General features: G+C 42.2%; 18 protein-coding genes. 11 read left to right on the forward strand and 7 right to left on the reverse strand.

Annotated features, from left to right (window positions below; genetic code table 11):
* The first annotated feature begins 667 nt into the window (after nt 1-667).
* From F6J90_RS01200 to F6J90_RS01225, 6 genes are all read left to right on the forward strand, one after another.
* The gene (locus F6J90_RS01200; RefSeq protein WP_293090714.1) at nt 668-1,915 is read left to right on the forward strand and encodes an O-antigen ligase; all 1,248 of its coding nucleotides are present in this window, start codon (nt 668-670) and stop codon (nt 1,913-1,915) included.
* Nucleotides 1,912-3,006 carry a glycosyltransferase gene (locus tag F6J90_RS01205; RefSeq protein ID WP_293090715.1) on the forward strand — a complete coding sequence of 365 codons (1,095 nt, stop codon included), beginning with the start codon at nt 1,912-1,914 and terminating at the stop codon, nt 3,004-3,006. The genes F6J90_RS01200 and F6J90_RS01205 overlap by 4 nt, the downstream gene beginning before the upstream one ends.
* A 275-nt stretch (nt 3,007-3,281) precedes the next feature.
* Nucleotides 3,282-4,172, forward strand: coding sequence for a sulfotransferase (locus F6J90_RS01210; RefSeq protein ID WP_293090716.1), 891 nt, complete (start codon nt 3,282-3,284; stop codon nt 4,170-4,172).
* Nucleotides 4,173-4,512: 340 nt separating this feature from the next.
* Nucleotides 4,513-5,817, forward strand: coding sequence for an oligosaccharide flippase family protein (locus F6J90_RS01215; protein ID WP_293090717.1), 1,305 nt, complete (start codon nt 4,513-4,515; stop codon nt 5,815-5,817).
* A gap of 412 nt (nt 5,818-6,229) precedes the next feature.
* Nucleotides 6,230-7,465: a glycosyltransferase gene (locus F6J90_RS01220; RefSeq protein ID WP_293090718.1), complete on the forward strand. Its 1,236-nt coding sequence runs from the start codon at nt 6,230-6,232 to the stop codon at nt 7,463-7,465.
* Nucleotides 7,466-7,665: 200 nt separating this feature from the next.
* Nucleotides 7,666-8,307: a hypothetical protein gene (locus tag F6J90_RS01225; RefSeq protein WP_293090719.1), complete on the forward strand. Its 642-nt coding sequence runs from the start codon at nt 7,666-7,668 to the stop codon at nt 8,305-8,307.
* Nucleotides 8,308-8,325: 18 nt separating this feature from the next.
* Here F6J90_RS01225 and F6J90_RS01230 read toward each other — a convergent pair whose 3' ends face one another.
* Nucleotides 8,326-8,454 carry a hypothetical protein gene (locus F6J90_RS01230; RefSeq protein WP_293090720.1) on the reverse strand — a complete coding sequence of 43 codons (129 nt, stop codon included), beginning with the start codon at nt 8,452-8,454 and terminating at the stop codon, nt 8,326-8,328.
* 607 nt (nt 8,455-9,061) lie between these two features.
* Here F6J90_RS01230 and F6J90_RS01235 point away from each other — a divergent pair.
* On the forward strand, nt 9,062-10,129 hold the full coding sequence (locus F6J90_RS01235) for a glycosyltransferase family 4 protein (RefSeq protein WP_293090721.1): 1,068 nt from the start codon (nt 9,062-9,064) through the stop codon (nt 10,127-10,129).
* A gap of 351 nt (nt 10,130-10,480) precedes the next feature.
* The gene (locus tag F6J90_RS01240) at nt 10,481-11,674 is read left to right on the forward strand and encodes an endo-1,4-beta-xylanase (RefSeq protein ID WP_293090722.1); all 1,194 of its coding nucleotides are present in this window, start codon (nt 10,481-10,483) and stop codon (nt 11,672-11,674) included.
* A 115-nt stretch (nt 11,675-11,789) separates the two neighbouring features.
* Here the strand turns inward: F6J90_RS01240 and F6J90_RS01245 are convergent, their stop codons facing one another.
* Together F6J90_RS01245 and F6J90_RS01250 are read right to left on the reverse strand one after the other, a co-directional pair.
* Nucleotides 11,790-11,930 carry a hypothetical protein gene (locus F6J90_RS01245; protein WP_293090723.1) on the reverse strand — a complete coding sequence of 47 codons (141 nt, stop codon included), beginning with the start codon at nt 11,928-11,930 and terminating at the stop codon, nt 11,790-11,792.
* Between the two features lie 11 nt (nt 11,931-11,941).
* Nucleotides 11,942-12,172: a helix-turn-helix transcriptional regulator gene (locus tag F6J90_RS01250; protein ID WP_008179453.1), complete on the reverse strand. Its 231-nt coding sequence runs from the start codon at nt 12,170-12,172 to the stop codon at nt 11,942-11,944.
* A 951-nt stretch (nt 12,173-13,123) separates the two neighbouring features.
* On the opposite strand from F6J90_RS01250, the gene F6J90_RS01255 reads away from it, so the two are divergent.
* A complete protein-coding gene (locus F6J90_RS01255; protein ID WP_293090724.1) occupies nt 13,124-13,321 on the forward strand; it encodes a hypothetical protein in 198 nt (65 codons plus the stop codon).
* A 392-nt stretch (nt 13,322-13,713) separates the two neighbouring features.
* On the opposite strand, the gene folE is transcribed toward F6J90_RS01255, so the two are convergent.
* The 3 genes from folE to accA form a co-directional block, all read right to left on the reverse strand.
* Nucleotides 13,714-14,436, reverse strand: a complete 723-nt coding sequence (gene folE / locus F6J90_RS01260) for a GTP cyclohydrolase I FolE (RefSeq protein WP_293090725.1) — start codon at nt 14,434-14,436, stop codon at nt 13,714-13,716.
* A gap of 124 nt (nt 14,437-14,560) precedes the next feature.
* Complete coding sequence (locus tag F6J90_RS01265) at nt 14,561-15,286, reverse strand: SDR family oxidoreductase (RefSeq protein WP_293090726.1); 726 nt, start codon at nt 15,284-15,286, stop codon at nt 14,561-14,563.
* 639 nt (nt 15,287-15,925) lie between these two features.
* Nucleotides 15,926-16,900, reverse strand: coding sequence for an acetyl-CoA carboxylase carboxyl transferase subunit alpha (gene accA / locus F6J90_RS01270; protein WP_293090727.1), 975 nt, complete (start codon nt 16,898-16,900; stop codon nt 15,926-15,928).
* A gap of 719 nt (nt 16,901-17,619) precedes the next feature.
* Here accA and F6J90_RS01275 point away from each other — a divergent pair.
* Both F6J90_RS01275 and F6J90_RS01280 read left to right on the forward strand, forming a co-directional pair.
* A complete protein-coding gene (locus F6J90_RS01275; protein ID WP_293090728.1) occupies nt 17,620-19,137 on the forward strand; it encodes a response regulator in 1,518 nt (505 codons plus the stop codon).
* A 696-nt stretch (nt 19,138-19,833) separates the two neighbouring features.
* A complete protein-coding gene (locus F6J90_RS01280; RefSeq protein WP_293090729.1) occupies nt 19,834-20,307 on the forward strand; it encodes a VOC family protein in 474 nt (157 codons plus the stop codon).
* Nucleotides 20,308-20,603: 296 nt separating this feature from the next.
* On the opposite strand, the gene F6J90_RS01285 is transcribed toward F6J90_RS01280, so the two are convergent.
* Nucleotides 20,604-21,665 (reverse strand): DUF6208 family protein, encoded by a 1,062-nt coding sequence (locus tag F6J90_RS01285; protein ID WP_293090730.1) that lies wholly within the window; start codon nt 21,663-21,665, stop codon nt 20,604-20,606.
* Nucleotides 21,666-21,729 lie beyond the last annotated feature (64 nt).

Below are 21,729 nucleotides of genomic sequence, written 5' to 3' on the forward strand. Positions count from 1 at the left end.
ATTCAGCTATCAGCGTGTCGCGTATCAGCTATCATCTCTGAGCTCTCAGCTTTTTAATAAGCGCACCTAAGCGGTCTTGGGGAGGCAGTGCGGTCTTGAGGGTTTCCCCGATGAGCGACTGCCGTGGTTTCCCCCACTCGCGCTTTGCATCAAGACAACAAGTAAGCATTGGTTTAATAGTCACGAAAGTCACAGGCTAGAAGCCTGTCCCACGAAGCCTGTGCCACAGAGCTGACGCCTGACGGCTGATAGCTGAATGCTTACACTATAGGATTGACCAATTTAAATCAGACAATTGCAGATTTAGATCAGGTTTTGTCTACAGGTTATCTGTTCACTAACACAATTTATCCCTAAAGTAAGCTTTTGTAGAACAGGAGCACTGCTTAATATCAAGTTCAGGAGTATGTTTAGGAGTATTAGTACTCTTAGGTCAGGGTTTACCCAAAACCTGTGAATTCAAGCAATATCATGGTGTTGAAATGCCATAATTGCGCCGCACCTTGTCTATTCCTTCACCAGCAAGCTTCCTACAGTTATATAGCCACTTTAACTATACCAAAAAGAAGGCTCAAAATATGATATAAGTTCTGAAATAGTAATTTTTTGCATATAACCTTATGACTACAATAGTATACCTACAAGTTTTCGATATAAACTAGGGTTAATGAGAAAACTTTTGACATTTTTTGAACCAATTTTCACTACTGTTTCCTTGGTGCTCTATTCAGGAGGAGTACTCACTGTAATTTTATCAGGAGGCAGAAGTGAGGGGGATGTCATACAAGAATTTGATTCCTCCCTCAGTAGATTGCTGTTCGTATTAATTTATCTTGTTACCTTTTTCCTCCTAGCACTAAGGTGGAAAAAGGTACTTTATGTCCTCAGTAAAGATAGGTGGCTCAGTCTGTTGGTGGGGATAGCAGTAGTATCTGTTTTATGGTCTTCTGAACCAACAACGACCATCAACCGTGCTGTTGCCCTAATTGGCACAACTTTGTTTGGTGTTTACCTCGCCAGCCGCTACACCATGAAAGAACAGCTAGAAATGCTGGCTTGGGCATTCGGAGTAGCAATATTGCTCAGTTTTATGTTTATTGTGGCTCTGCCGAAATACGGGATTATGGGGGGAGTTCATGCTGGAACTTGGCGAGGAATATACGTCCATAAAAATGTTCTTGGCAAAGTCATGGTGCCCAGTGCAGTTGTATTTTTGCTCCTGGCTATTCGGGGCAAAAAAAATAATTTACTGTTCTGGGGTGGGTTTGGCTTTTCCGTAATTCTTTTACTATTTACAACTTCAAAAACTGCACTGGTTAGTCTTATAATTATGTTACTCTCTCTATATCTATACCGGATGTTACGGTGGCGATATGACCTACTGATTCCGACTATATTTGCCATGACAACATTCGGAGGCAGCGTCTTAATCTGGTTGTTAGATAATGCAGACGCTTTGCTAGGTGCAATCGGTAAGGATGCTACCTTGACCGGTCGTACAGAGCTATGGCCCTTCGTGTTGGACATGATTGAGAAACAGCCGTGGCTCGGTTATGGCTATGGTTCATTCTGGAATGGCTTTAATGGTGAATCTGCCTATGTCTGGCGTGCAGTATTGTGGCCAGCTCCCAACGCCCACAACGGCTTGCTCGACCTATGGCTAGCTTTAGGAATCTTGGGAGTATCAATCTACCTAATTGGATTTAGTTTTAGTTTACTAAGAGCTATTGCTTGGCTTCGTGTAAGTAAAACATCAGAGAATCTCTGGCCATTATTGTTCTTAACCTATACCGTGTTAGCCAATATCACTGAGACATCAGTGATGATACAAAACAATATCTTTTGGGTGCTATACACATCTGTAGCTCTTTCGGTGCTTATCCCATTAGAGCGACAACCAAACATATTGACATGAACGAAAACTGTCAGTTATTAGTCAGCATTGTCATCAACAACTACAATTACGGTCACTTTCTACCTGAAGCAATTGACAGTAGCCTGAGTCAGACTTATCCAAATACAGAAGTCATTGTAGTGGATGATGAGTCCACCGACAACTCTCAGGAGATTATCACTAGCTACGGTGAGCAAATTATTCCTATCTTCAAGAAAAATGGTGGGCAAGCATCGGCGCTTAATGCCGGTTTTTATGTCAGCCGTGGTGAGATTGTAATTTTTTTAGATGCTGATGATTACTTATTCCCTAATGCGGTGTCCGAAGTGGTCGCCGTTTGGAAACCAGGGGTAGTCCAGGTGCAATATCGTTTAGAGTTGGTCAATGCCCTTAGTGAATTTATTGGTATCCATCCAGCTCCAGACATAAAATTTGATAGTGGCACCGTTTGGCCAATTTTGTTGGAGAAGGGAAAGTACAGCAGTACTGTAACCAGTGGCAATAGTTTTGCACGGTCAGCACTAGCTCAAATTTTGCCTATACCCGAATCTGATTTTACCATAGCTGCTGACGGTTATCTAGTCACCCTGAACCCATTTTATGGGCAAGTGGTATCGATTGAAAAACCCCTTGGGGCATACCGACAACATGGGAATAATTTGTGGGCTTTTTCTAAGGGAACCATTCCCATTGAACGCTTTCGTCGGTCTATCAACCATGATTTTATCAAGTATAACTATTTAGTACGCAAGGCGACTGAGTTAGGCTATCACGTATGCCCGGATTTGAACTTTCGTGACCCCAATCATTTGATTCACCGTATCGCTTCTTTACGACTAGATCCTTACCATCATGCTTTTGCTTCTGATTCTCCTTTAGTCTTAGCTTACAAAGGATATTGCTCAATCTGGAAATATTCTAAATTTAATTGGAAAAAGAAGCTACTCTGGAGTCATTGGTTCCTGTGGGTAGGACTAATGCCCTATAGTCTTGTAAAACCAGTAATTTATTGGCCCCTTAGTTCAGCATCTCGTCCTAAAATTATTCTCTGGCTAGCAAAAATAATCCGCAGAGTTATACGCATCTTGACTTATCAACAAGTTACGGATTAACTCCTGGTTAATATATCTTAAATAATTGGTATGATATGGGTAGTAATAATTACCCAAAAGTATACTAGTTAATAGTCTTATATAATAAGGTCATGATTTCTTACTCAAATTATTCTCTAGTTAGGGAAAATAATCCGTATTAATCCCTAGATTTGCGTAATGATAATCAGCTAAATTACTTAGGATAATCAGCAATATAGTCAATTGTTTTATAGATTTTTATCTAGGTAAAATTAACTGCGAAATAGCAGTGCTAGATTACGAGAGAGTTTTTAGTGACTTTACCGAACTTTTTAATCATTGGAGCTCAAAAGGCTGGAACTACCTGGTTAGCCCATAATCTCAAGGAACATCCTGAGGTATTTATACCTGGAAATGAAATTCATTACTTTAATAAGACCTATAATCTCAACCAAGGTATTGAATGGTATAAACAACACTTTGCTGATGTTAATGGGGAAAAAGCAATTGGAGAAAAAACTCCTAATTACTTATGGATCGAGCCATTGCCTGATGCCCAGGGTAAAGTCTACTATGACCCTCTCGAAGAAATTTCCTATTCCCATCGGCTGATCTACGAGACATTGCCTGAAGCCAAACTTATTATAGTCCTGAGAAATCCAGTTGAACGAGCCATTGCTGCTATAAATCACTTTATCAAAACTGGAGATATATCTCTCAATCATGACCTTGATCAGCTATTAATTGGTGATAAACAACCCCTTGTTGAGCGCTATGGCATCATCGATATGGGACGATATTATCGCCAACTGCAAGCCTACTATGAATACTTCGATCCTAAGCAAATGCTAATTCTAGTCTTTGAAGAAGACATTGTTCAAAACTCAGAGGATTCTATGAAAAAGGTTTGTGAATTCCTTGACATAGATTCTTCCTTTGATTTTAGTAAAAAGTCTAAGAAAGTCCATCAAAGCACTAGTTCACCAATTGCTCGTTATCTGGGAACCCGTTTCCCATTTATGCGTGGCTTGATCAATCGTGTTGATCAGCGCTTACCCTTACAACACCAAAAGCTTCGCCCCAGTCCATCAGCGATTCAAAAACTCTACACCATCTATGCCAATGACAATCAAAAACTATTCAAATTATTGGGGCGGGAGATATCGGCATGGTATAGCAAAGAATTAGTGGGATTAAGCAGCTAGTCAGCCTAAGGGTGAGGATAATGAAAAATTAGCCATCTAAGCAGCGATAAATCAGATAGGACTTACGCAAATACCTCAATTTAAATCTACCTGTAGGGTGGGCAAAACCTTGCCCACCCTACCCATGGAGTCTGTGCGTAAGTCCTGTCAGATAATACATAAGTTGCCTTCAGAGGTATTATGATGCTAACTTTTAGAGTAATATCTTTGATGGCAACTTGGTATAATTCATACCAAGTCGCTGATTTTATTCTTAGTCTGGGTAATCAGAGATAATTTTCGATCTCAATTTGGCAGGCAATTCTAGCAGCAAAAAGGTATGATCCAAACTACTTGATATATGAATTTTCAATCCCTCAAATCCAGGCTCATTGGCATATTTCAGAAATCCCTAGTACGTAACACGTTGTGGATGCTATTGGCTAAATTTCTGAAGATGATTGTCCAAGCGGCCTACTTCGTGATGATTGCTCGTACCCTCGGTGCTCAACAGTATGGTCTGTTTGCTAGTTTGACGGCTTTAGCGGCGATTATATCCCCTTTCGCCACCTGGGGGAGTGGAGATGTTTTAATTAAAAATGTTTCTAGAAACCGAGCCTTATTCAAGGAATACTGGGGCAATGCGCTGTTGATGGTTTTTACCTCTAGTTTGGTGCTAATTGCCTTAGTTATGCTTATAGCTCCAGCTATTTTACCTAAAGAAACGTCGCCCCTACTCATATTTTTGGTATTTTTGTCTGACTTACTCTTTTTGAAAATTTTAGGCACCGCTGGTCAGGCATTTATCGCGGTCAGTCAGCTTAAGCATACTGCCCAAATTCATTTTTTACTCAGTCTAAAAAACTTAGTAGCAACACTTTGTTTTGTCAGCTTCTTTCAGACATCAGATATTTTAGTTTGGGGAGCTTTATATCTGGCTAGTACAGCAATAGCAGCTGGGGTTGGATTTCTGATGGTACATCGGATGTTAGGAACTCCTAAATTGGCAATATCAAAGATTAAGCCGGAGATGCTTCAGGGATTCTACTTTTCTGTCAACCTTTGTGCTGAAACGGTTAACAACAATGTAGATAAAACCATGCTAGCGCGTCTTTCTACATTACAAGCTACAGGTATATATGCTGCTGCATACCGTTTAATTGATGTGGCATTTGTCCCTGTACAATCTCTGTTAGCGGCTTCCTATGCCAAGTTTTTTCAGAAGGGAGCCGCTGGCATCCAGGGAAGCCTCAATCTGGCCAAGCGTCTATCACCAATTGCTGGTATGTACGGAATAGCTGCTGGTATCGGGTTGTTTATCTCGGCTCCAATGGTACCCTACATCATAGGTGAAGACTATGGGGAGGTAGTTAATGCCTTACGTTGGTTAGCACCGATACCGTTTTTCAAAGCCATGCAGTTTTTTGCGGCGGACACCCTGACTGGTGCTGGATTTCAAGGGTTGCGTAGTAGCATACAAGTAACGGCAGCTCTGTTGAACTTTTCGTTAAACCTTTGGTTAATTCCTCTGTATTCATGGAAGGGAGCTGCCTGGTCAAGTTTAACCTCAGATTCCTTGAGGATGCTCAGCTTATGGTTATTAGTGTTTGTCTTATATCGGCAAGAGGTGACCAGAAGCAAGCGCCTTCAAGAATCGGAACATTAATCTTTATCCCCTTTCTCTAAGAGGGATGCAACATAACATTCTTGGGTAATTGCTCATAGCTAATTGTTCATAGGTAATTGCTCATCGGTAATCGGTAATCGGATCACCATTACCCATGAGCTTGGCTGATTTTTACAAAAAATTTGCTGTTACTTAGGATGAAATTTCACTTTCTTTAATAAAGCTTTACATAATTTTTACGGATATTCTCTTAGAATCAACTAGAGCTAGCAATAAGTCTCTGGCAAAGCCAATCAGCACGTTGGCTTGCTTTTAATTCCTACCTCGGACTTTTAACTAAAGTCTGGTTAAAATGCTATTGCTCGTGCTTTTGACAAAGCTCGTAAGGAATCAAGGATAGCCAGTGATCAACTAGACCGCCCTACTATGGCGGGTAGGAGTAGCCGTATTTATGAAGATTACATTAGTATGCCATGATCTTCCCTATCCGCCCATCCATGGGGCGCGATTAGACATGTGGCGAAGGATAAAAGCTTTCTCTAATTTAGGGACTGAGCTACAAGTTATCTGCTGGTGTAGCCATACTCCAAAACCAGAGGAAGTGCTGGAAATTAGGAAGTATGTCAAGCAAGTTTTTTTGATAAGGTTTCCAAGGACACTCGGCTCTTCTATGCGGCGGATAATTGACTTACTCAAGTATCCTTTGGAAGTTACATCTAGAATTGTTAGAGGTAAAGAATTCAGGCTATTACTCTCTGATGTTACTGCGTTTAATCCTGATGTCATCTTCCTGGATGGTATTCACGGTGGAGAAGTAGCAAATCAGTTAAGTCAACACTTGAATCGGCTACTGGTTATTCGCTCTCACAATATCGAGCATTTGTACTATAAGCGAAAACTTGCGTCTGCCAAAGGGTTCAACAAGCTCAAACGATATTTATCACTGTCTAACTTGGCAAATTATGAAATAAATTTACTAAAAAAGAGTACTTTATTTTACGATATATCCCTAGATGACCTAAATTTTTGGAAAAGTCAAGGATTAACCAATGGTCGCTACTTACCGCCTCTGATTGAGTTTCCTGAAGAGAATAGGGAAGCAAGATCCAGAGATAAACTAAGCACCAATCCTGTCTATGATATCGTTTTTTTGGGTAACCTCTTTTCGGACAACAATGTAGCGGGAATAATCTGGTTTATTACCAAAGTTATGCCTATAATACGTTTGGCGTTACCGACATTTACTGTTTTAATAGCGGGTTCAAATCCTGTCCAGCACGTTAGGCAGCTATGTCAGGAAACTCCAGAAGTTAATCTGAAAATAAATCCAGTGTCTTCTGCAGAAGTATACAAGTCGGGGCGGGTTCTCATTAATCCAGTTTCCGCTGGGAGTGGCGTTAGTATAAAGTCCCTAGAAATGCTGGTTTCTGGTAGACCGATTGTTTCCACACCACAGGGAATAGCAGGTCTACCAAAAGAGGTTCATCACTACTTTAAAATTGCTGTGGATAAGTCATCCTTTGCAGAAGCAATTATCCGATTTTTGTCCCATCCTTTCAGAGATAATGTTAATCCAGGTGTACTTGAGGACTTGTTTGGTTATAAAGCAATAGAAGGCGTTATTTCGGAACTAGATTATATTGTTTCACTTTCAAAGTCTAACCAGTTAGCTCAAGCTAAATCTTGATCTAGCTAAATCTTGATTGATAGTTTTTAGTCTATTATACTATTTGAGGGTTTAGTAGGGATTAAATTTTAGTTAGCACTTTAGTTAGCTTGATCATTATTTCGATGTTTATAGTGTTAAAAAAAACACTACTAAATCATTCATTGATTTCTGGAGTGATGATCAAACTAGTAACTAACTGTAAATTCAGTAAACTATAAATGAATAAACAACGTTTAATTACTAATACCAGCTACTATCTTACTTCGTGGTTTTTGAATCACTGGCAAGTTGGCAAACGCCCAATTTTGATTTTAGGTCATGGTCGCAGCGGTACAAGTTGGGTCGGGAAAACATTGTCCACCGCAAATCGTGCTATATACTACTACGAGCCATGTAATCCAGATATTACTGGAAAAGGTAACATGGATACATGGTTCCGATATACACGACCTGGTGAGCGAGATGACTTGCTTGAAAATGCTTTTGATAATGTCTTCAAAGATCTACCTTTTGGAGGAGGTTGGTACCGAGGTTTCTGGGCTAGAGCACTGCCATATTATCAAATCATCGTGAAAGATGTAGCATCTCTGATGTCCATCGAGTGGGTTTTCAAGCGCTACAATCCAAAACTATTGGTAATTGTTCGACATCCTTGCCCCACCGTATTATCAGAAATTAACAAAGAAACTCCTGCTGACCTTTCCCGAGATACTCTATTACATCAATCTAGCTTATTTCAAGATCCAATACGAACCCTACCGCTCAGTGATAGAGCAAGCAAAAACGCCAATAGAAATCTTTGCAGCTATCTGGGCAGCAAGACATCGTGTTGTCGCCGATGCATTGTCTCGAAATCCTGAGGGGGTGACAACAAGGCATTAAACTAGACAGGGTATGGGGTGTGGGGTGTGGGGGGTGGGGAAAATAGAAGCGATGCAGCGCGGTCTTGGGGAGGCAGCGCGGTCTTGGGGGTTCCCCCCATGAGCGACTGCCGTGGTTTCCCCCACTCGCTATTGCATCAAGACAGGGAATTTGGAGTGAGCCCAGCGATAACAATCGCTCCGAAACCTGATTTAACCGTCCCGTCGCAACGTAGCCAGCTCCTGATCTTCCCCTACACCCATCACCCCACACCCCACACCCCGTCTTTTAAGGCTGTTTGTCACCCCGTCAGCTCGAAATTATGAATGGTTATTGGTCTTTTATGAGGACTTATGCTTAGACCCTATTGGTAAGTTCAAAGAGCTATTTGAGCAGTTTGAATTGCCATGGAATAGGCGGGTATAACAGCATGTACTCCAAAGTTAAACTAACAACATACCCGGTCGTTATTCCAAGGTACGTATAAGCAACCAACAAATCAATAAATGGAAACAAACGATGAACCAATCTGAAGTTGAGGTTGTGCGTAATTATGTTAAACTCTTCGATATACCGTTTTATCAGTCTGATCAATTCTGGTCACTATAAACCTGAGATCGTTTACGTTTTTTTAAAGCTATTAAGTAGTTTGCGGCAGACACCTTGACTGGTAATGGATTTCAAGGTTTAGGTAGTAGCATGCAAGTAACGGCAGCTCTAAAGTTAACCAAAGCTCAATGGAGTAGGTGCAATATGAAAATTCTTGCCCAACCAGCCTTTAAAGATCGTGACAAAAACCCTTATACCTGGCTAGTTTACAGCTACCTAGCTACTTTGGGGGTTGATGTCCATGAGTTTTCTCCTCAAAAATTGCTGATAAATCATTATTCTATCTGGCATCGGCACTGGCCAGAACGAAACTTAAATGAACCTAACTTCTTCAAAGCGATCGCAAAAACGTTAGCTCTATTATTCTTGATGATTTTGGCTCGCTGGCGGGGGACAAAAATTGTCTGGACAGTACACAATTTAGCCTCTCATGAACAGCTTTACCCGCAACTAGAGACTTGGTTCTGGAAAGTCTTTACAAGGCAGTTGGATGGTTACATTAACCTTAGCAAAACTGGGATGAAAGCTGCCCAAAAGCGCTTCCCTGAGTTAAAGAATATTCCTGGTTTTGTAGTACCCCATGGTCACTATCGAGGGCAGTATCCTAATCAAGTCAGTTCTCAAGAAGCTCGCCATTATCTAGGAATTCCAAATTCGGCGAAAGTATTGCTTTTATTTGGCAGAATTAGACCTTACAAAAATGCTCCTCAATTGATGCGAGTTTTCCGACAGTTTTTTGACCCAGAAGCCATACTCTACATTGTGGGGAGTCCAGAATTTCCTGAATTAGCAGCAGAAATTGAAAGGGAATTTGCCTTAGATAAACGATTGCGAATCAACCTAGATTTCATACCCCAAGACCATATGCAATGGTACTTCAGTGCTGCTGACTTAGTTATTTTGCCCTACCGCGAGATTTTAAACTCTGGTAGTGCTTTCTTAGCACTCTCTTTTAACCGACCCATATTAGTTCCTAAAATTGGCGCTCTCCCTGAAGTTCAAGAGCAAGTTGGTGAAGAATGGGTCTATACCTATACAGGAGAAATTACTGATTATGACATTGAAAAAGCTTTAGATTGGGCATTAAACACTCCCCGTCCAGAACAAGCTCCCCTAGACGCTTTTGATTGGCAAGAACTAGCCAATCAAACGATTAATGCCTACAATGAAATTGCCAGCTACTCCAGGAATAGAAGGAATAAATTGCAATAGCTGAACCAGAATCATCAATTTATTGATGCCTGCAAAATTCGTGGACTACCTCACTACATAAATGAGTTTTTTGGGGTAAAAAAAATCGGTTTAAAACCGTAAGCATAAGCTGAAAGCACCTCAAGTAGCGTGGCTATTCCCGTAGCGTGGCCTTTGACACCTCAAGTAGCACCTCAAGTAGCGCATATGCTTACGGTAAACTGATCATTTTTATTGGTCTTATTGAGATAACTAAAGCGATATTTTTTTACCAGAAATACCGGCATTTTTTCCCAAATAAGCTTTTTCTGCTATTTTGTCACCCCCTCAGGGATAAATGGCTGAAATAATTAAAGCTAAGCATATTAGGTGATGGTTTCTAGGAGTCAAAACAAGTTAATGATTGGACGACGTGAATTATTACTGGGTTTAGGTAGCTTAGCCAGTGTCGGCTCTCTGACCAGGTGTAAATCTATCAGACAAAGTAACTCAATTCAAGCTATTGATGACCCGAAGCGAGACTTTGCAGTAGCTCAAGGAGCTTCTTTAAAAGAGCGTGCAGCAGCAAAAGGATTAATTTATGGAGCCGAGAGTCGATTCCCAGACCTATCCTCAAACCCAGCCTTAGGTACCCGTTTTGCTCAAGAGTGTGCCATGCTGGTTCCCGGATGGGGACTAAAATGGTTTGTTTCTACTCCTTCTTCCCCTCCCCTGTGCCCTCACCCCCATCAGTTTGACTTTACGGCTGGGGATTGGATGGCAGACTTTGCCAAGACTCATCGATTGCTGTTTCGGGGACATACCCTAATTTGGCACATCTCGTTACCCCCTTGGTTTGAGGAGACAGTAAACCGCCAAAATGCTCAACAGTTCTTGGTTAGACATATAAAGACAGTGGCTGGGCGTTATGCTGGACAAATGCACTCGTGGGATGTGGTGAATGAAGCGATCGCTACCTTCCAAGGACGGGCAGATGGTTTACGCAAAACGCCATGGTTAAAATTTTTAGGTCCAAAATACATTGACCTAGCCTTTCGCATTGCAGCTGTTGCTGACCCCAAGGCAATGTTACTCTACAACGAGTATGGACTGAGTTATGATTCGAGTGATGAGCAAGCCAAGCGTAGGGCTGTCTTGAAGCTACTAGAGGGGTTGAAGTCTCAGGGAACCCCCTGTCATGCCCTGGGAATCCAGGCTCACTTGCGAGGGAATAAACGGATTAACCCCCAAAGCCTGCGGAAATTTCTCCGGGATGTGGCGAGTATGGGTTTTAAAATCTTGATTACTGAACTAGATGTCAGAGATGACAAGTTACCTTTGGATGTGACTGTACGCGATCGCATGGTGGCTCAAGCTTATGAAGATTATCTGTCTGTGGTACTTGATGAGCCAGCCGTGATTGCAGTAGTGACCTGGGGATTTAGCGATCGCTACACATACTTAAGTAGCTTCCATCCCCGGTCAGATGGTGCCCCAGTGCGACCTCTACCTCTCGATGCAGATTTCAAGCCCAAGTTAGCCTGGAATGCGATCGCTCGTGCTTTTGATAATGCTCCTAAGCGTTGAATCATTAGACCTTTGAGGAAATTAACTTTCAGCTGAGATCTCAATTGGGTTAATGGTTCATTTTCACGCCTATGTAGCCTATGTATATATATAGGTTTATATATAATAGCAGTTCTCAATTGGGTGAGGTAGAAAGTCCTGGGTTAATGAGAGTAGGGAGTAGGGAGTAGGGAGTAGCGATGCAGCGCGGTCTTGGGGGGACCCCCAAGACCGCACTGGCTGCCTTTGAACACACTGGCTCCCTTTGACCGCGCACCCGTCGCTTTACTAACGACGTTGTTTTGCTTGGTCAAAGGCTTCACAAAGTTCCTCGAAAGAACAACCCAGTATTTCAATCAGGAGCCTGACGTGCTTTAAGCGTGGTTCGGCTTTGCCATTTTCCCAGTCACTAATCGTCGTAATGCTGACACCAACCGCAATGGCTAATTTCATTTGAGTCAGATTGACATGTTCCCTGAGTTTTACCAGGGTTAGAGGTTGATCTTCTTGGCTTTTCATAATAAATTGTTATTGTTCAAGAAAACTTGAACGGTTTGCTTAAATAGGGCTTGCGGATGAACTCTACATGTAGTGTTATAGTTACCCTCTAAAACCTACATGTCGTGTGTCGATGGCTAAATTGCGTAAGCCCTAATTAAAATAGGGCAGTTAACTTTGTTTTCTGCCCTTTTCTTGAATGCCATTCAGCAGCAAGCAGTTTGGCGACCTGACATAGGGTTATTAGCTAGTTCAGTAAAATAGCTGACCACTAACCATACCGTAGATAAATTTTCTGTAAAATGTTTGCACCAAACAGCTAATATTCCCGAAGCTATGCCAAGCTAGAGGCAAATCATCGCGCAATCGAAAGTAAGCCGCTTCAACACCAGCAGACTTACCTGATCAGGGGAATCTAACCCGCAACTAATCACGGTGACATTTCCCAAACCTCTCTATCGAGTAGGTGTAGGCTTCTCGCCAACCCCAGCCATCGCTATTTCCTTACAGAAACGCTTCCGTGTTCGGGTATAAGGCAAGCTTTACTTCTGACGGTATGCCCCACCGTCAAATTTCTGATTTTGATTGCTTTATCCACAGGAGGTTTGATGTCTACTGTCGTTAACCGGTGCATTTTCGGCTTTGGTCATCAACTTTAATAGACTTTAATTCACCATTACTTGCTCGTCTATTATAACTGATTAGACAAAAAGTGAGAAGAATTAGACAAAAAATAAGCAGAACTGTCACGCTGCGTTCAATCCCACGCATTTATTAGTACATATGTACTAATAATTCCGGTCATCAATCCTGCCCGCTGATCATGAGGGGCTGTTTGCCCAAGTAAGCTTCCGCACATGGGTTACCCCATCTCAGGAGCTTCCCAACCTGTAAAGATGGGTCGCTGATGGCCGTGGAAGCTAATTTGACACCAAATTCAAGTGTCTCAAGGAAAGCCTATCAGGAAAACCTATGTTGAATTATAGAGAAAAGATAAATCCCTGGATCATTGTCCTTCTGCAACCCAAGCTCAGCAATATCACCGTTGGCCGATTCCGACGGCGCGGCAATGCTGAAGAACATCTACGGGTTTTAAAGCAGATGATGCCTGAGGCAAAATTTTCCATTATGTTTGATGTGGAGACTATTCGGGAGGATGTTGTTAACTAGTGGCTAAAGTGAGTCATTAGTCATTACTCATCTCTCTTAAGCCTTCAGCCGTGAGCCAAAGGCTCACGCGTGCGCGTTCAGCTATCAGCCGTCAGCTTATTTTATTCAAAAGCTGTTCGGTGTAGCGTGCCCTATGGGCATAAACTGTTCCGGTAGCGTGGCGACAGGCCTTTCGCTGATACGCGACACGCTGATAGCTGATAGCTTACCATTTGTCATCAGTAACTACCGTTACTAATGTGTGTTGTTCACATTGGACTAATAGAACTCTGGTGAAAATCATGGCTCTACTCCTTGTCATGTCTGAGCTAAACGTTAATTTTCCCAGAGTTCTAATCACTAATGACTAATGACTTTTTTCGTAGGATTAGTTAACCGTTCAAGTCAAACCCCTAAAAGAAATTAGGCTGATGGCGAATTAGGTTGAGAAATTCCTCACGAGTTTTTTGATCCTCTTGAAAAATACCGACCATCGCACTGGTGGCGGTCCAAGACCCTGGTTTTTGCACACCCCGCATCACCATGCACATATGGGTAGCTTCCATCACCACAGCCACACCCTTTGGATCTAGGACAGCTTGAATGGCTTCGGCAATCTGGCGAGTCAGACGTTCCTGGACTTGCAGTCGCCGTGCATACATCTCGACCACACGGGCTATTTTACTCAGTCCTACCACTTTTTCGTTAGGGATATAGGCGACGTGAGCCTTACCCATAAATGGCAACATGTGGTGTTCACAGAGGCTAAAGAAATTGATATCCCGCACGAGTACCATTTCATTGTGACCTTCGTCAAAAATTGCCCCGTTGACTATTGCCTCTAAAGACTGGTTGTAACCACCAGTCAAGAATCGCATTGCCTCGACTACCCGCTTAGGGGTTTTGAGCAGTCCCTCTCGTTGCGGGTCTTCACCAACACCCAATAGGATAGTGGTGACAGCGTTGATCATCTCCTGGTTCAGTTCTTCCAAAGGAGGTTGTAAATTGGGCTGGTGACCATTCTGGGTATTGCGGTCAGGACGGGTCTCTAGCTGATGTTTCTCATTACCATTGATACTTTTAGCAGTTGAAACAGATTCAACACGGTTGAAACCATTGGAAGAAGCAATAGTCATGATTAATCTGATTAGATTGTAAACAAAAATGAACTTGATATTGCCAGACCATAGGGACAGGTTAAATTGACACAGCAATAACCTTTCAGTGAACCAAAAGTGTGCTATTATTTTTACCTATACCCTAAAGAATTCCGGCACTGGGCATCAGAGTCAACGACTCGATCACAGCCTGTTGTGGGAGCTCGACGGTGTGCAAAATTGACTGGGCAACAATTTCTGGGGTCAACATCCCTGAGGGATTTAATTGCACCTGAACTGTATCTGCATCCCATAAAGGGGTATTGACTGCACCTGGACAAATGCTTACTACCCGGATACCATTCCTACTTTCCTCTGCTGCTAGAGTCTTGGACAGGGCAATCATACCTGCCTTACTAACGCTGTAAGCCCCCCATTCAGGCAAGGGTTGCTTAGCAGCAATTGATGCCACGTTAATGATCGTGCCTCGGTGCTGGGCACGCATCCCAGGCAGAACCCCCTGGATGCACTGAAACACACTGGTCAGATTAAGGTCAATTAAGCGCTGCCAATCTGATAGCGGTGTCTGACTGAGATATCTAGTGTAAGCCATTCCCGCATTATTGACGAGAATAGTAATCGGAGCAAAATCTGCTGTGATTTCTTCTATCCAAGACCTAACCTGCTCCAGCTCAGCTAAATCAAATGGATAAGCCTTAGCTTGCACCCCAGCTGCCCTAGCAGCAGCAGCAACCATCTCTAAGTTGTTCCGGGAACGGCTGACTAAAGCTACATCGATTCCTGCCTTAGCAAAGGCTAAAGCTGTTTCCTTGCCAATACCACTACTCGCCCCAGTAATTATGGCGCGTCGCTCAACAGTCGATGTCATCAAATTTTACAAGATTTTGTTACAAATGCTTATCTAGGGTCTCTCGTAAACTCAGGATTGCTCCGAAGCAAATGCCCACATAACGCAGGTATTTGGTTTAAATCTGCTAGCTTTAAATCTGCTAGGTCAGCTACCAGGTAACCATTGGTGGACGCCGTCGAATTAAGCTTAGGTTTAGTGAGTTGGTTAGGCACCGAGATTTTAGACACTCCCTTAGGGCAGTTAATCTCCAAAGGCACAGCTAGGTTTTCGGTGTATCCGAAATTGTTTAGCAAACTGACTAACTACCTTAGAATATTGTGAACATTTGTTAATTGTATCATCATTCGCAGACTATTCAACTACCAAGTCGGCTGTCAATAATAAACTTTGAGGATAGAAAAATCGGGATAGGGTAATTGGTAATTGGGCTACCAAGGTAAACATCGGAGAAAATGGCGAGCATTATTAGCTCAATCCCCCAGAGGATGACCCCCTTGCTATATATAAAGTTTTATCCCTTGGGTTGGTAGCCCTAATTGGTAACAAATCTAACTATACTTCAAATCACGACCCTTGAAATCAGTTTTTAGTTGAGCAACGCCGCCGCGAAGGTGGGAGATATACCTCTAACCGGTTTACCTATTCACCCCTTCAAGACTAACTTTCTACAAAAATACCCATATTTCGGAACTTCTGATAGCGCAAATCCCGGCGCTGTTGAGCGGTTAATTGAGTTAGTTCTGCCAGGTTTTCCAATAGAGCCTCTTTGAGGATAGAGGCGGCTGCCAAGGGATCCCCATGAGCTCCCCCTATGGGTTCCGATAAAACTTTGTCAATAATCCCTAATTCTTTGAGGTCCCAAGCGGTAATCTTTAACGCTGCTGCTGCCTGCTGTCCTTGGCTAGCATCTTTCCAAAGGATGGCGGCACAAGCTTCTGGGCTAGCTACGGTGTAGACAGCGTTTTCAAACATCAAAACCCGATCACCAACACCAATTCCCAAAGCACCACCAGAACCTCCTTCACCAATGACTGTACACATAATCGGGACATCCAGGCGGAACATTTCTCGGAGGTTATAAGCGATCGCTTCTCCTTGTCCGAGTTCTTCCGCCTTCACACCAGCCCAAGCACCAGGGGTATCAATAAAGGTCAAAATTGGCATATCAAAGCGATTAGCGTGTTCCATCAGCCGCATCGCTTTACGGTAGCCCCCAGGCGCAGCCATGCCGAAGTTGCGAGCTACATTATCTTTAGTATCCCGACCTTTTTGATGTCCTAATATTACCACAGCACGACCCGCCAAAGAGCCAATCCCCCCCACTAAGGCTGGGTCATCATAACCACCGCGATCGCCATGCAACTCAAACCACTCATCAGTGATTGCCTGAATATAATCGAGGGTACTTGGACGCCTAGGGTGACGGGCTAGCTGTAGCCGTTGCCCTGGTGATAAACTATTGAAAATTTCCTGACGCAGTTGAATTGCTCTTGTCTCCAGTTGGCGGATTTGGTCAGAAACATCGACATTGTTTTCTTCTGCAAGTTCCCGAATTTGCTTAATTCGTTTTTCCAGTTCAACCAGTGGCTTTTCAAAGTCGAGACTAAACGTTCTGTTTTTTGCTGGTGACATAGTTACTGGTCATTAGTCAATGGTCAGTGGGTTTCTGGGTCAGATTACAGGGCATAACTCCAGATTAGCAAACCCATCAAAAGGTGCGACCCTAGGCCGCGATGGATTGCTCGCGGCCTAGGAGGCGCGCACCTAAAGAGATTGGAATCCCACGCTTCTCTTATATCATCTGGTAGCATTAAAATTTTTGACAACTTACATTTGCCTCAATCATTTGCCTCAATTGACCCTCTGCCCATCTTCCCATCATTAGGATAAACCGCAACGATATTATTACTAGGCATTATTACTAGGCGTAGGGCTGATCTCGCGCGGCCTTGGCTCAATCCCCAAATCTAAACATACTGTCATCGCTATTGACCTGAAACTTTGCCAGATTGGTGAATTACTGGGGAAAATAGAGATCTGAACCAGAGGATGGGGAAGATTGGGAAGTAATACCATTGAATATCCAGATCATAAGTAACTTAGGGGGAATAAATACCCCGGCTCGTTTTTCCGCCCTGGTCTCTCGTTTCTCTTCCCTAGTCGCCCATAGGCGGGGTTTGCAAACTCGCGCTTGATTTTTGATGAGGAAAATTCGTGACACAGCTATCTATCTGGATGAACTGGATGACTATATTCCTTATTACCAATCAACTCAAAGATTTAGCGCGAGGGTTTTAGGAAGATGAGATTGTGGCTTTAGTGGAAAACTATCTGCACTGGGAACAAGAGCAATGAGTGTCAGCACGACGAATATCCCTGATCTTGACTTAACCAACTTCACTATTTTGGTGATTGATGATAATCCTACCAATTTAGGAGTAGCTGTTGATTATTTGGAAGATGCTGGTTTGACGATTTTGGTAGCCCGCAATGGTGAGAGTGGCTTGAAGCGAGCTAAATACGCCCATCCAGATATCATTTTGCTGGATGTGTTGATGCCAGGGATGGATGGCTTTGAAACCTGCCGCCGTTTGAAAGCAGATTACGAAACCAAAGATATTCCTGTAATTTTTATGACGGCTTTATCCGGTATAGAGGATAAGGTGAAAGGATTTGAGGTTGGGGGAGTCGATTATCTGACTAAGCCGATTCAGTCACAGGAGGTGTTAGCAAGAGTCAAGGTACATTTACAACTGCGTTCTTTGACCAAAACCCTTGAGGACCAAACCAAGACATTGGAGGAGCAGAATCAACGTCTGAAAAAAGAAATTAAACAGCGCATGGAAGTGGAAGCAGAACTCAACGAAACCCTGCAACAGCTGCAAGCTACTCAAGACGAGTTGATCCAATCTGAAAAAATGGCTGCTCTTGGACAATTAGTGGCTGGAGTTGCTCATGAAATTAACACTCCTTTAGGTGCTATTAACTCCTCAGTTAGGAATCTTGCCAACTTTTTAGCTCACCACCTCAAGCAGTTACCTTCCTTTTTTCAAACACTTTCCAAGGAACGTCAGTCGGATTTCTTTACCTTACTAGAACGCTCCAGCCAACAAACGACTCCTTTATCTACTCGGGAACAACGTCAAATCAGAAAAGCCTTGACCGGCCAGATGACATCTCACTCGATTGAAAAAGCAGCAAAACTCGCCAATATTTTAGTGGGAATTGGGGTTTGGGACGACCTAGACACCTTGTTGCCTCTACTGAAAGACCCAGAGGGAGAAAAAATTTTACAAACTGCCTATCAATTTGCTAATCTCCAAACCAGTACCCGTAACATTGTTACCGCTGCTGAACGAGCTGCTAAAGTGGTGTTTGCCCTGAAAACTTATGCCCATGATGATTCTAGTGGTAACAAGATAGAGGCAAATATTATTGAAGGGATTGAAACTATTTTAACTCTATATTATAACCAACTAAAATACGGTGTAGAAGTAATCAGAAATTATGAGGATTCCTTACCTGCTATTCTTTGCTATCCCGACCAACTTAATCAAGTCTGGACGAACTTGATTCACAATGGCATTCAAGCTATGGATAGTAAGGGAACTTTAACCATTGATGTCAAACACCAGGATGATCAGATAAAAGTAAGTTTCACTGATAGTGGTAAAGGAATTCCCCCGGAGGTTATACCAAAAATATTTCAGCCTTTTTTTACGACTAAACCCCCTGGAGAAGGGAGTGGTTTGGGGCTAGATATTGTCAAAAAGATTGTGGATAAACATCAGGGTCAGATTGAGGTGGAGTCGGTGCCTGGAAAGACGACATTTACAGTAGTGTTGCCAATCGAGATAGTTTCAGAGTAATATCCTAAATCTTATAGCGCTGCACTTTATAGCAAGGGAAGTATAGTTGATGACATAGTACAGCGGTTTGCAATTCGATGAGGTACAAATTCTGGGCTTTTAGGGAGCAGGGACTGGAACAGGGAACAGAAATATGTCTTAACCTTTACTTCGACTGCTATAACTATTAAACAACTGCTAAAATAACATATCCTCCTGATTTGTCAAGTATTTTAACGAACATTACTGAATCTTTTAATTCCTAGAGAGACTAATTGCTTGGAGCCCAAGATAGTAACTGGAAGTTTAACTAAAACTTAAATAATTATTAATGTAAAGTACCCTTTGTTTACTAAGTTTCGCAAAAATTGTCAAGTCCTTGTATTGATGCGTCGCTTATTTAAAAATACTGAATCCTTTACTCCGTCTAGGATTTAGAACTATAACCATAAAAAATAGTGAAGATTTGTTACTTATTTGGTTAAGGTTATGTCTTCTTTCTATAAGTCTGTGTATAATAATTTTTGGTTGGCTCAAGTTAATAAAACTGAAGCTAACGGACATTTAAATTTCCTGATTGTTAGATGAGCTTTAGAGGTCTAGTTATAACAAGGCTTAGCCTCTGAAGATTGCTCTAGGAAATCTAGACTAAAATTTAGATGTCCTAGGAGTAGACCACACCAAAAAAGGTTAGATAAGGATAACCTAAAAATGAAGATGATGCAAAAATTATTGCAAAAGCTAAAAACAGCAACAGTCATAGTACTGATCAGTGTTTTTGTTCTGTTAATTTCTGGATGGACAAGCACCGCAGTTGCTCAATCCCCTATGGGTGATGTCGTAACGGGCTATATATCTAAAGTAAATGTCGCCGATCTGGGCCGAGCCATCGACTTTTACCATGGAATTTTGGGCATGGAATGGGATCATTCCGAGGATACAGACCGTTGGACACAGTTCTTTTACCCCAGGGTGCCTGGCACCCTAATTGGCGTCTACGAAGGCCAACCTACAGGAACAGGAGAAGCAGCACTCACACTAGTTGTGGAAGATATATTTGTTGCTAGTGATGTCCTAATGTCTCAAGGGATTGAGGTTTCACCGATTCATGATGTTGGTGGAGGAGTTCTATTAGCATTCTTTAAGGATTTTGATGGCAACAGCTTAACTCTTCGCCAGAACGGGTGGTAATTGGTCTTGACTGGTAGTTGGTATGAACTTTTCAGTCTTGACTTTTCACAGCAGAACGAAACAAGAGGAGTGGTGATCATAAATCCTATTTAATCCTCTTTGATTCACTAATCCCCCTTTAGCCAAAACTACCCTTAGGTCGCGGTGATATAAACCGTGTCTAAATCAAAAAAGTCCCTACCTCAAGGACTAGATTATACTAGATTCTAAAGGGGGTTTTTCACCAGAATTTGGGATTATTGGAATTATTGGAATTATTGGGATTACAAGATTCAGTACTACTTCAAGCGATTACTTCAAACAACGGCTATCTTCACCCAACTATTTTCAAATAAAGCATTGCGCTCAAATTTCGGATGAATCCGAACAATATAAATAGACTTCTGATCACTAGCAGATGTTCTATGTTCCCCTTCAGTAATTTTGTACCAATCTAGAGCAAAGCATTCACGGCTGTACAAGCTGTAGTAAATATCATGGGTTGTTAACAGGGATGGTGCTAGTTTAAATTGAATAGATTCTCCTTTTTTCAAGGCACCATAGTAAAATTTTGTTTCTGGATTCGGTACAGGTAAGAATACTTTTTTTACAAATGATTGGGGTAACCATTGCTTAAAGCGCAACAGGTTGAAAACATAATAATTTAACCAGACATGAAGCCAATTTTTTCGTTTAATTAGGTCACGGTAAAAGCTGTTGATATCAGTAGGGGCGTTAATTTGCTTGGCATCTACGACTTTAACACCATCTGCTTTAACAGTAGGTTGTTCTATTGTTTCTGACCAGTGATAATACCGCAAACCTAATAAGTATTTACCTGGTTTCAAGCTCACGGATTCCCATTGGTTTTCTCCGGATACGGTGAGGGAGCTGATATTAGTGATAGTTTCAAAATCTGGTAGACTGTAAACTACTAATGTCCAAGATTGGGCTGATTGTTTAGCTGCACTGGCATCAAAGCTAATTACCTCTTTGACCTGAATCGGTCCAACTAGAGAAATAATAGCGTGAAGATTCCAACGAGCTCGACTCATTGCCCAAATTAATTTGATGGGCTTTTTTAAAAACTCGGCTGATACGAGTTGCCACTGGATATTTTTAGTATTTTTTTTGGAGGTAAAGTATCCCCCGATGGTTTGCATCACAAATCTTAGGATGCGGGAAAAGATGAAGGAGAGTATGGATAAGGGGATTTCCCAGAAAAGCTCTATATTATTCATTTGTTTGTATAGGCTAAGGAGCAGGGAGCAGGGAGCAGGGAGCAGGGAGTAGGCAAGAGGCAAGAGGCAAGAGGCAAGAGGCAAGAGGCAATAGGCAATAGGCAATAGGCAAGAGGGCACAAATAATCTGTACCTCATAGCTATGATAAACGCTATATTTGGTAATTGGTATTGTTAAGTTTACCTGTTACCTTTTACCTGT

Origin of the sequence: Moorena sp. SIOASIH, assembly GCF_010671925.1 — a bacterium.
GTDB lineage: Bacteria > Cyanobacteriota > Cyanobacteriia > Cyanobacteriales > Coleofasciculaceae > Moorena.

What these genes read in the sequence shown, in the direction of transcription:
- F6J90_RS01220 (WP_293090718.1), top strand. Translation starts at nt 6,230, where the DNA reads ATGAAGATTACATTAGTATGCCATGATCTTCCCTATCCGCCCATCCAT.
- F6J90_RS01280 (WP_293090729.1), top strand. Translation starts at nt 19,834, where the DNA reads ATGATGCAAAAATTATTGCAAAAGCTAAAAACAGCAACAGTCATAGTA.
- F6J90_RS01205 (WP_293090715.1), top strand. Translation starts at nt 1,912, where the DNA reads ATGAACGAAAACTGTCAGTTATTAGTCAGCATTGTCATCAACAACTAC.
- F6J90_RS01215 (WP_293090717.1), top strand. Translation starts at nt 4,513, where the DNA reads ATGAATTTTCAATCCCTCAAATCCAGGCTCATTGGCATATTTCAGAAA.
- F6J90_RS01255 (WP_293090724.1), top strand. Translation starts at nt 13,124, where the DNA reads ATGTTGAATTATAGAGAAAAGATAAATCCCTGGATCATTGTCCTTCTG.
- F6J90_RS01285 (WP_293090730.1), bottom strand. Translation starts at nt 21,665, where the DNA reads ATGAGGTACAGATTATTTGTGCCCTCTTGCCTATTGCCTATTGCCTAT.
- accA (WP_293090727.1), bottom strand. Translation starts at nt 16,900, where the DNA reads ATGTCACCAGCAAAAAACAGAACGTTTAGTCTCGACTTTGAAAAGCCA.
- F6J90_RS01265 (WP_293090726.1), bottom strand. Translation starts at nt 15,286, where the DNA reads ATGACATCGACTGTTGAGCGACGCGCCATAATTACTGGGGCGAGTAGT.
- F6J90_RS01240 (WP_293090722.1), top strand. Translation starts at nt 10,481, where the DNA reads ATGGTTTCTAGGAGTCAAAACAAGTTAATGATTGGACGACGTGAATTA.
- folE (WP_293090725.1), bottom strand. Translation starts at nt 14,436, where the DNA reads ATGACTATTGCTTCTTCCAATGGTTTCAACCGTGTTGAATCTGTTTCA.
- F6J90_RS01200 (WP_293090714.1), top strand. Translation starts at nt 668, where the DNA reads ATGAGAAAACTTTTGACATTTTTTGAACCAATTTTCACTACTGTTTCC.
- F6J90_RS01235 (WP_293090721.1), top strand. Translation starts at nt 9,062, where the DNA reads ATGAAAATTCTTGCCCAACCAGCCTTTAAAGATCGTGACAAAAACCCT.
- F6J90_RS01225 (WP_293090719.1), top strand. Translation starts at nt 7,666, where the DNA reads ATGAATAAACAACGTTTAATTACTAATACCAGCTACTATCTTACTTCG.
- F6J90_RS01250 (WP_008179453.1), bottom strand. Translation starts at nt 12,172, where the DNA reads ATGAAAAGCCAAGAAGATCAACCTCTAACCCTGGTAAAACTCAGGGAA.
- F6J90_RS01275 (WP_293090728.1), top strand. Translation starts at nt 17,620, where the DNA reads ATGAGTGTCAGCACGACGAATATCCCTGATCTTGACTTAACCAACTTC.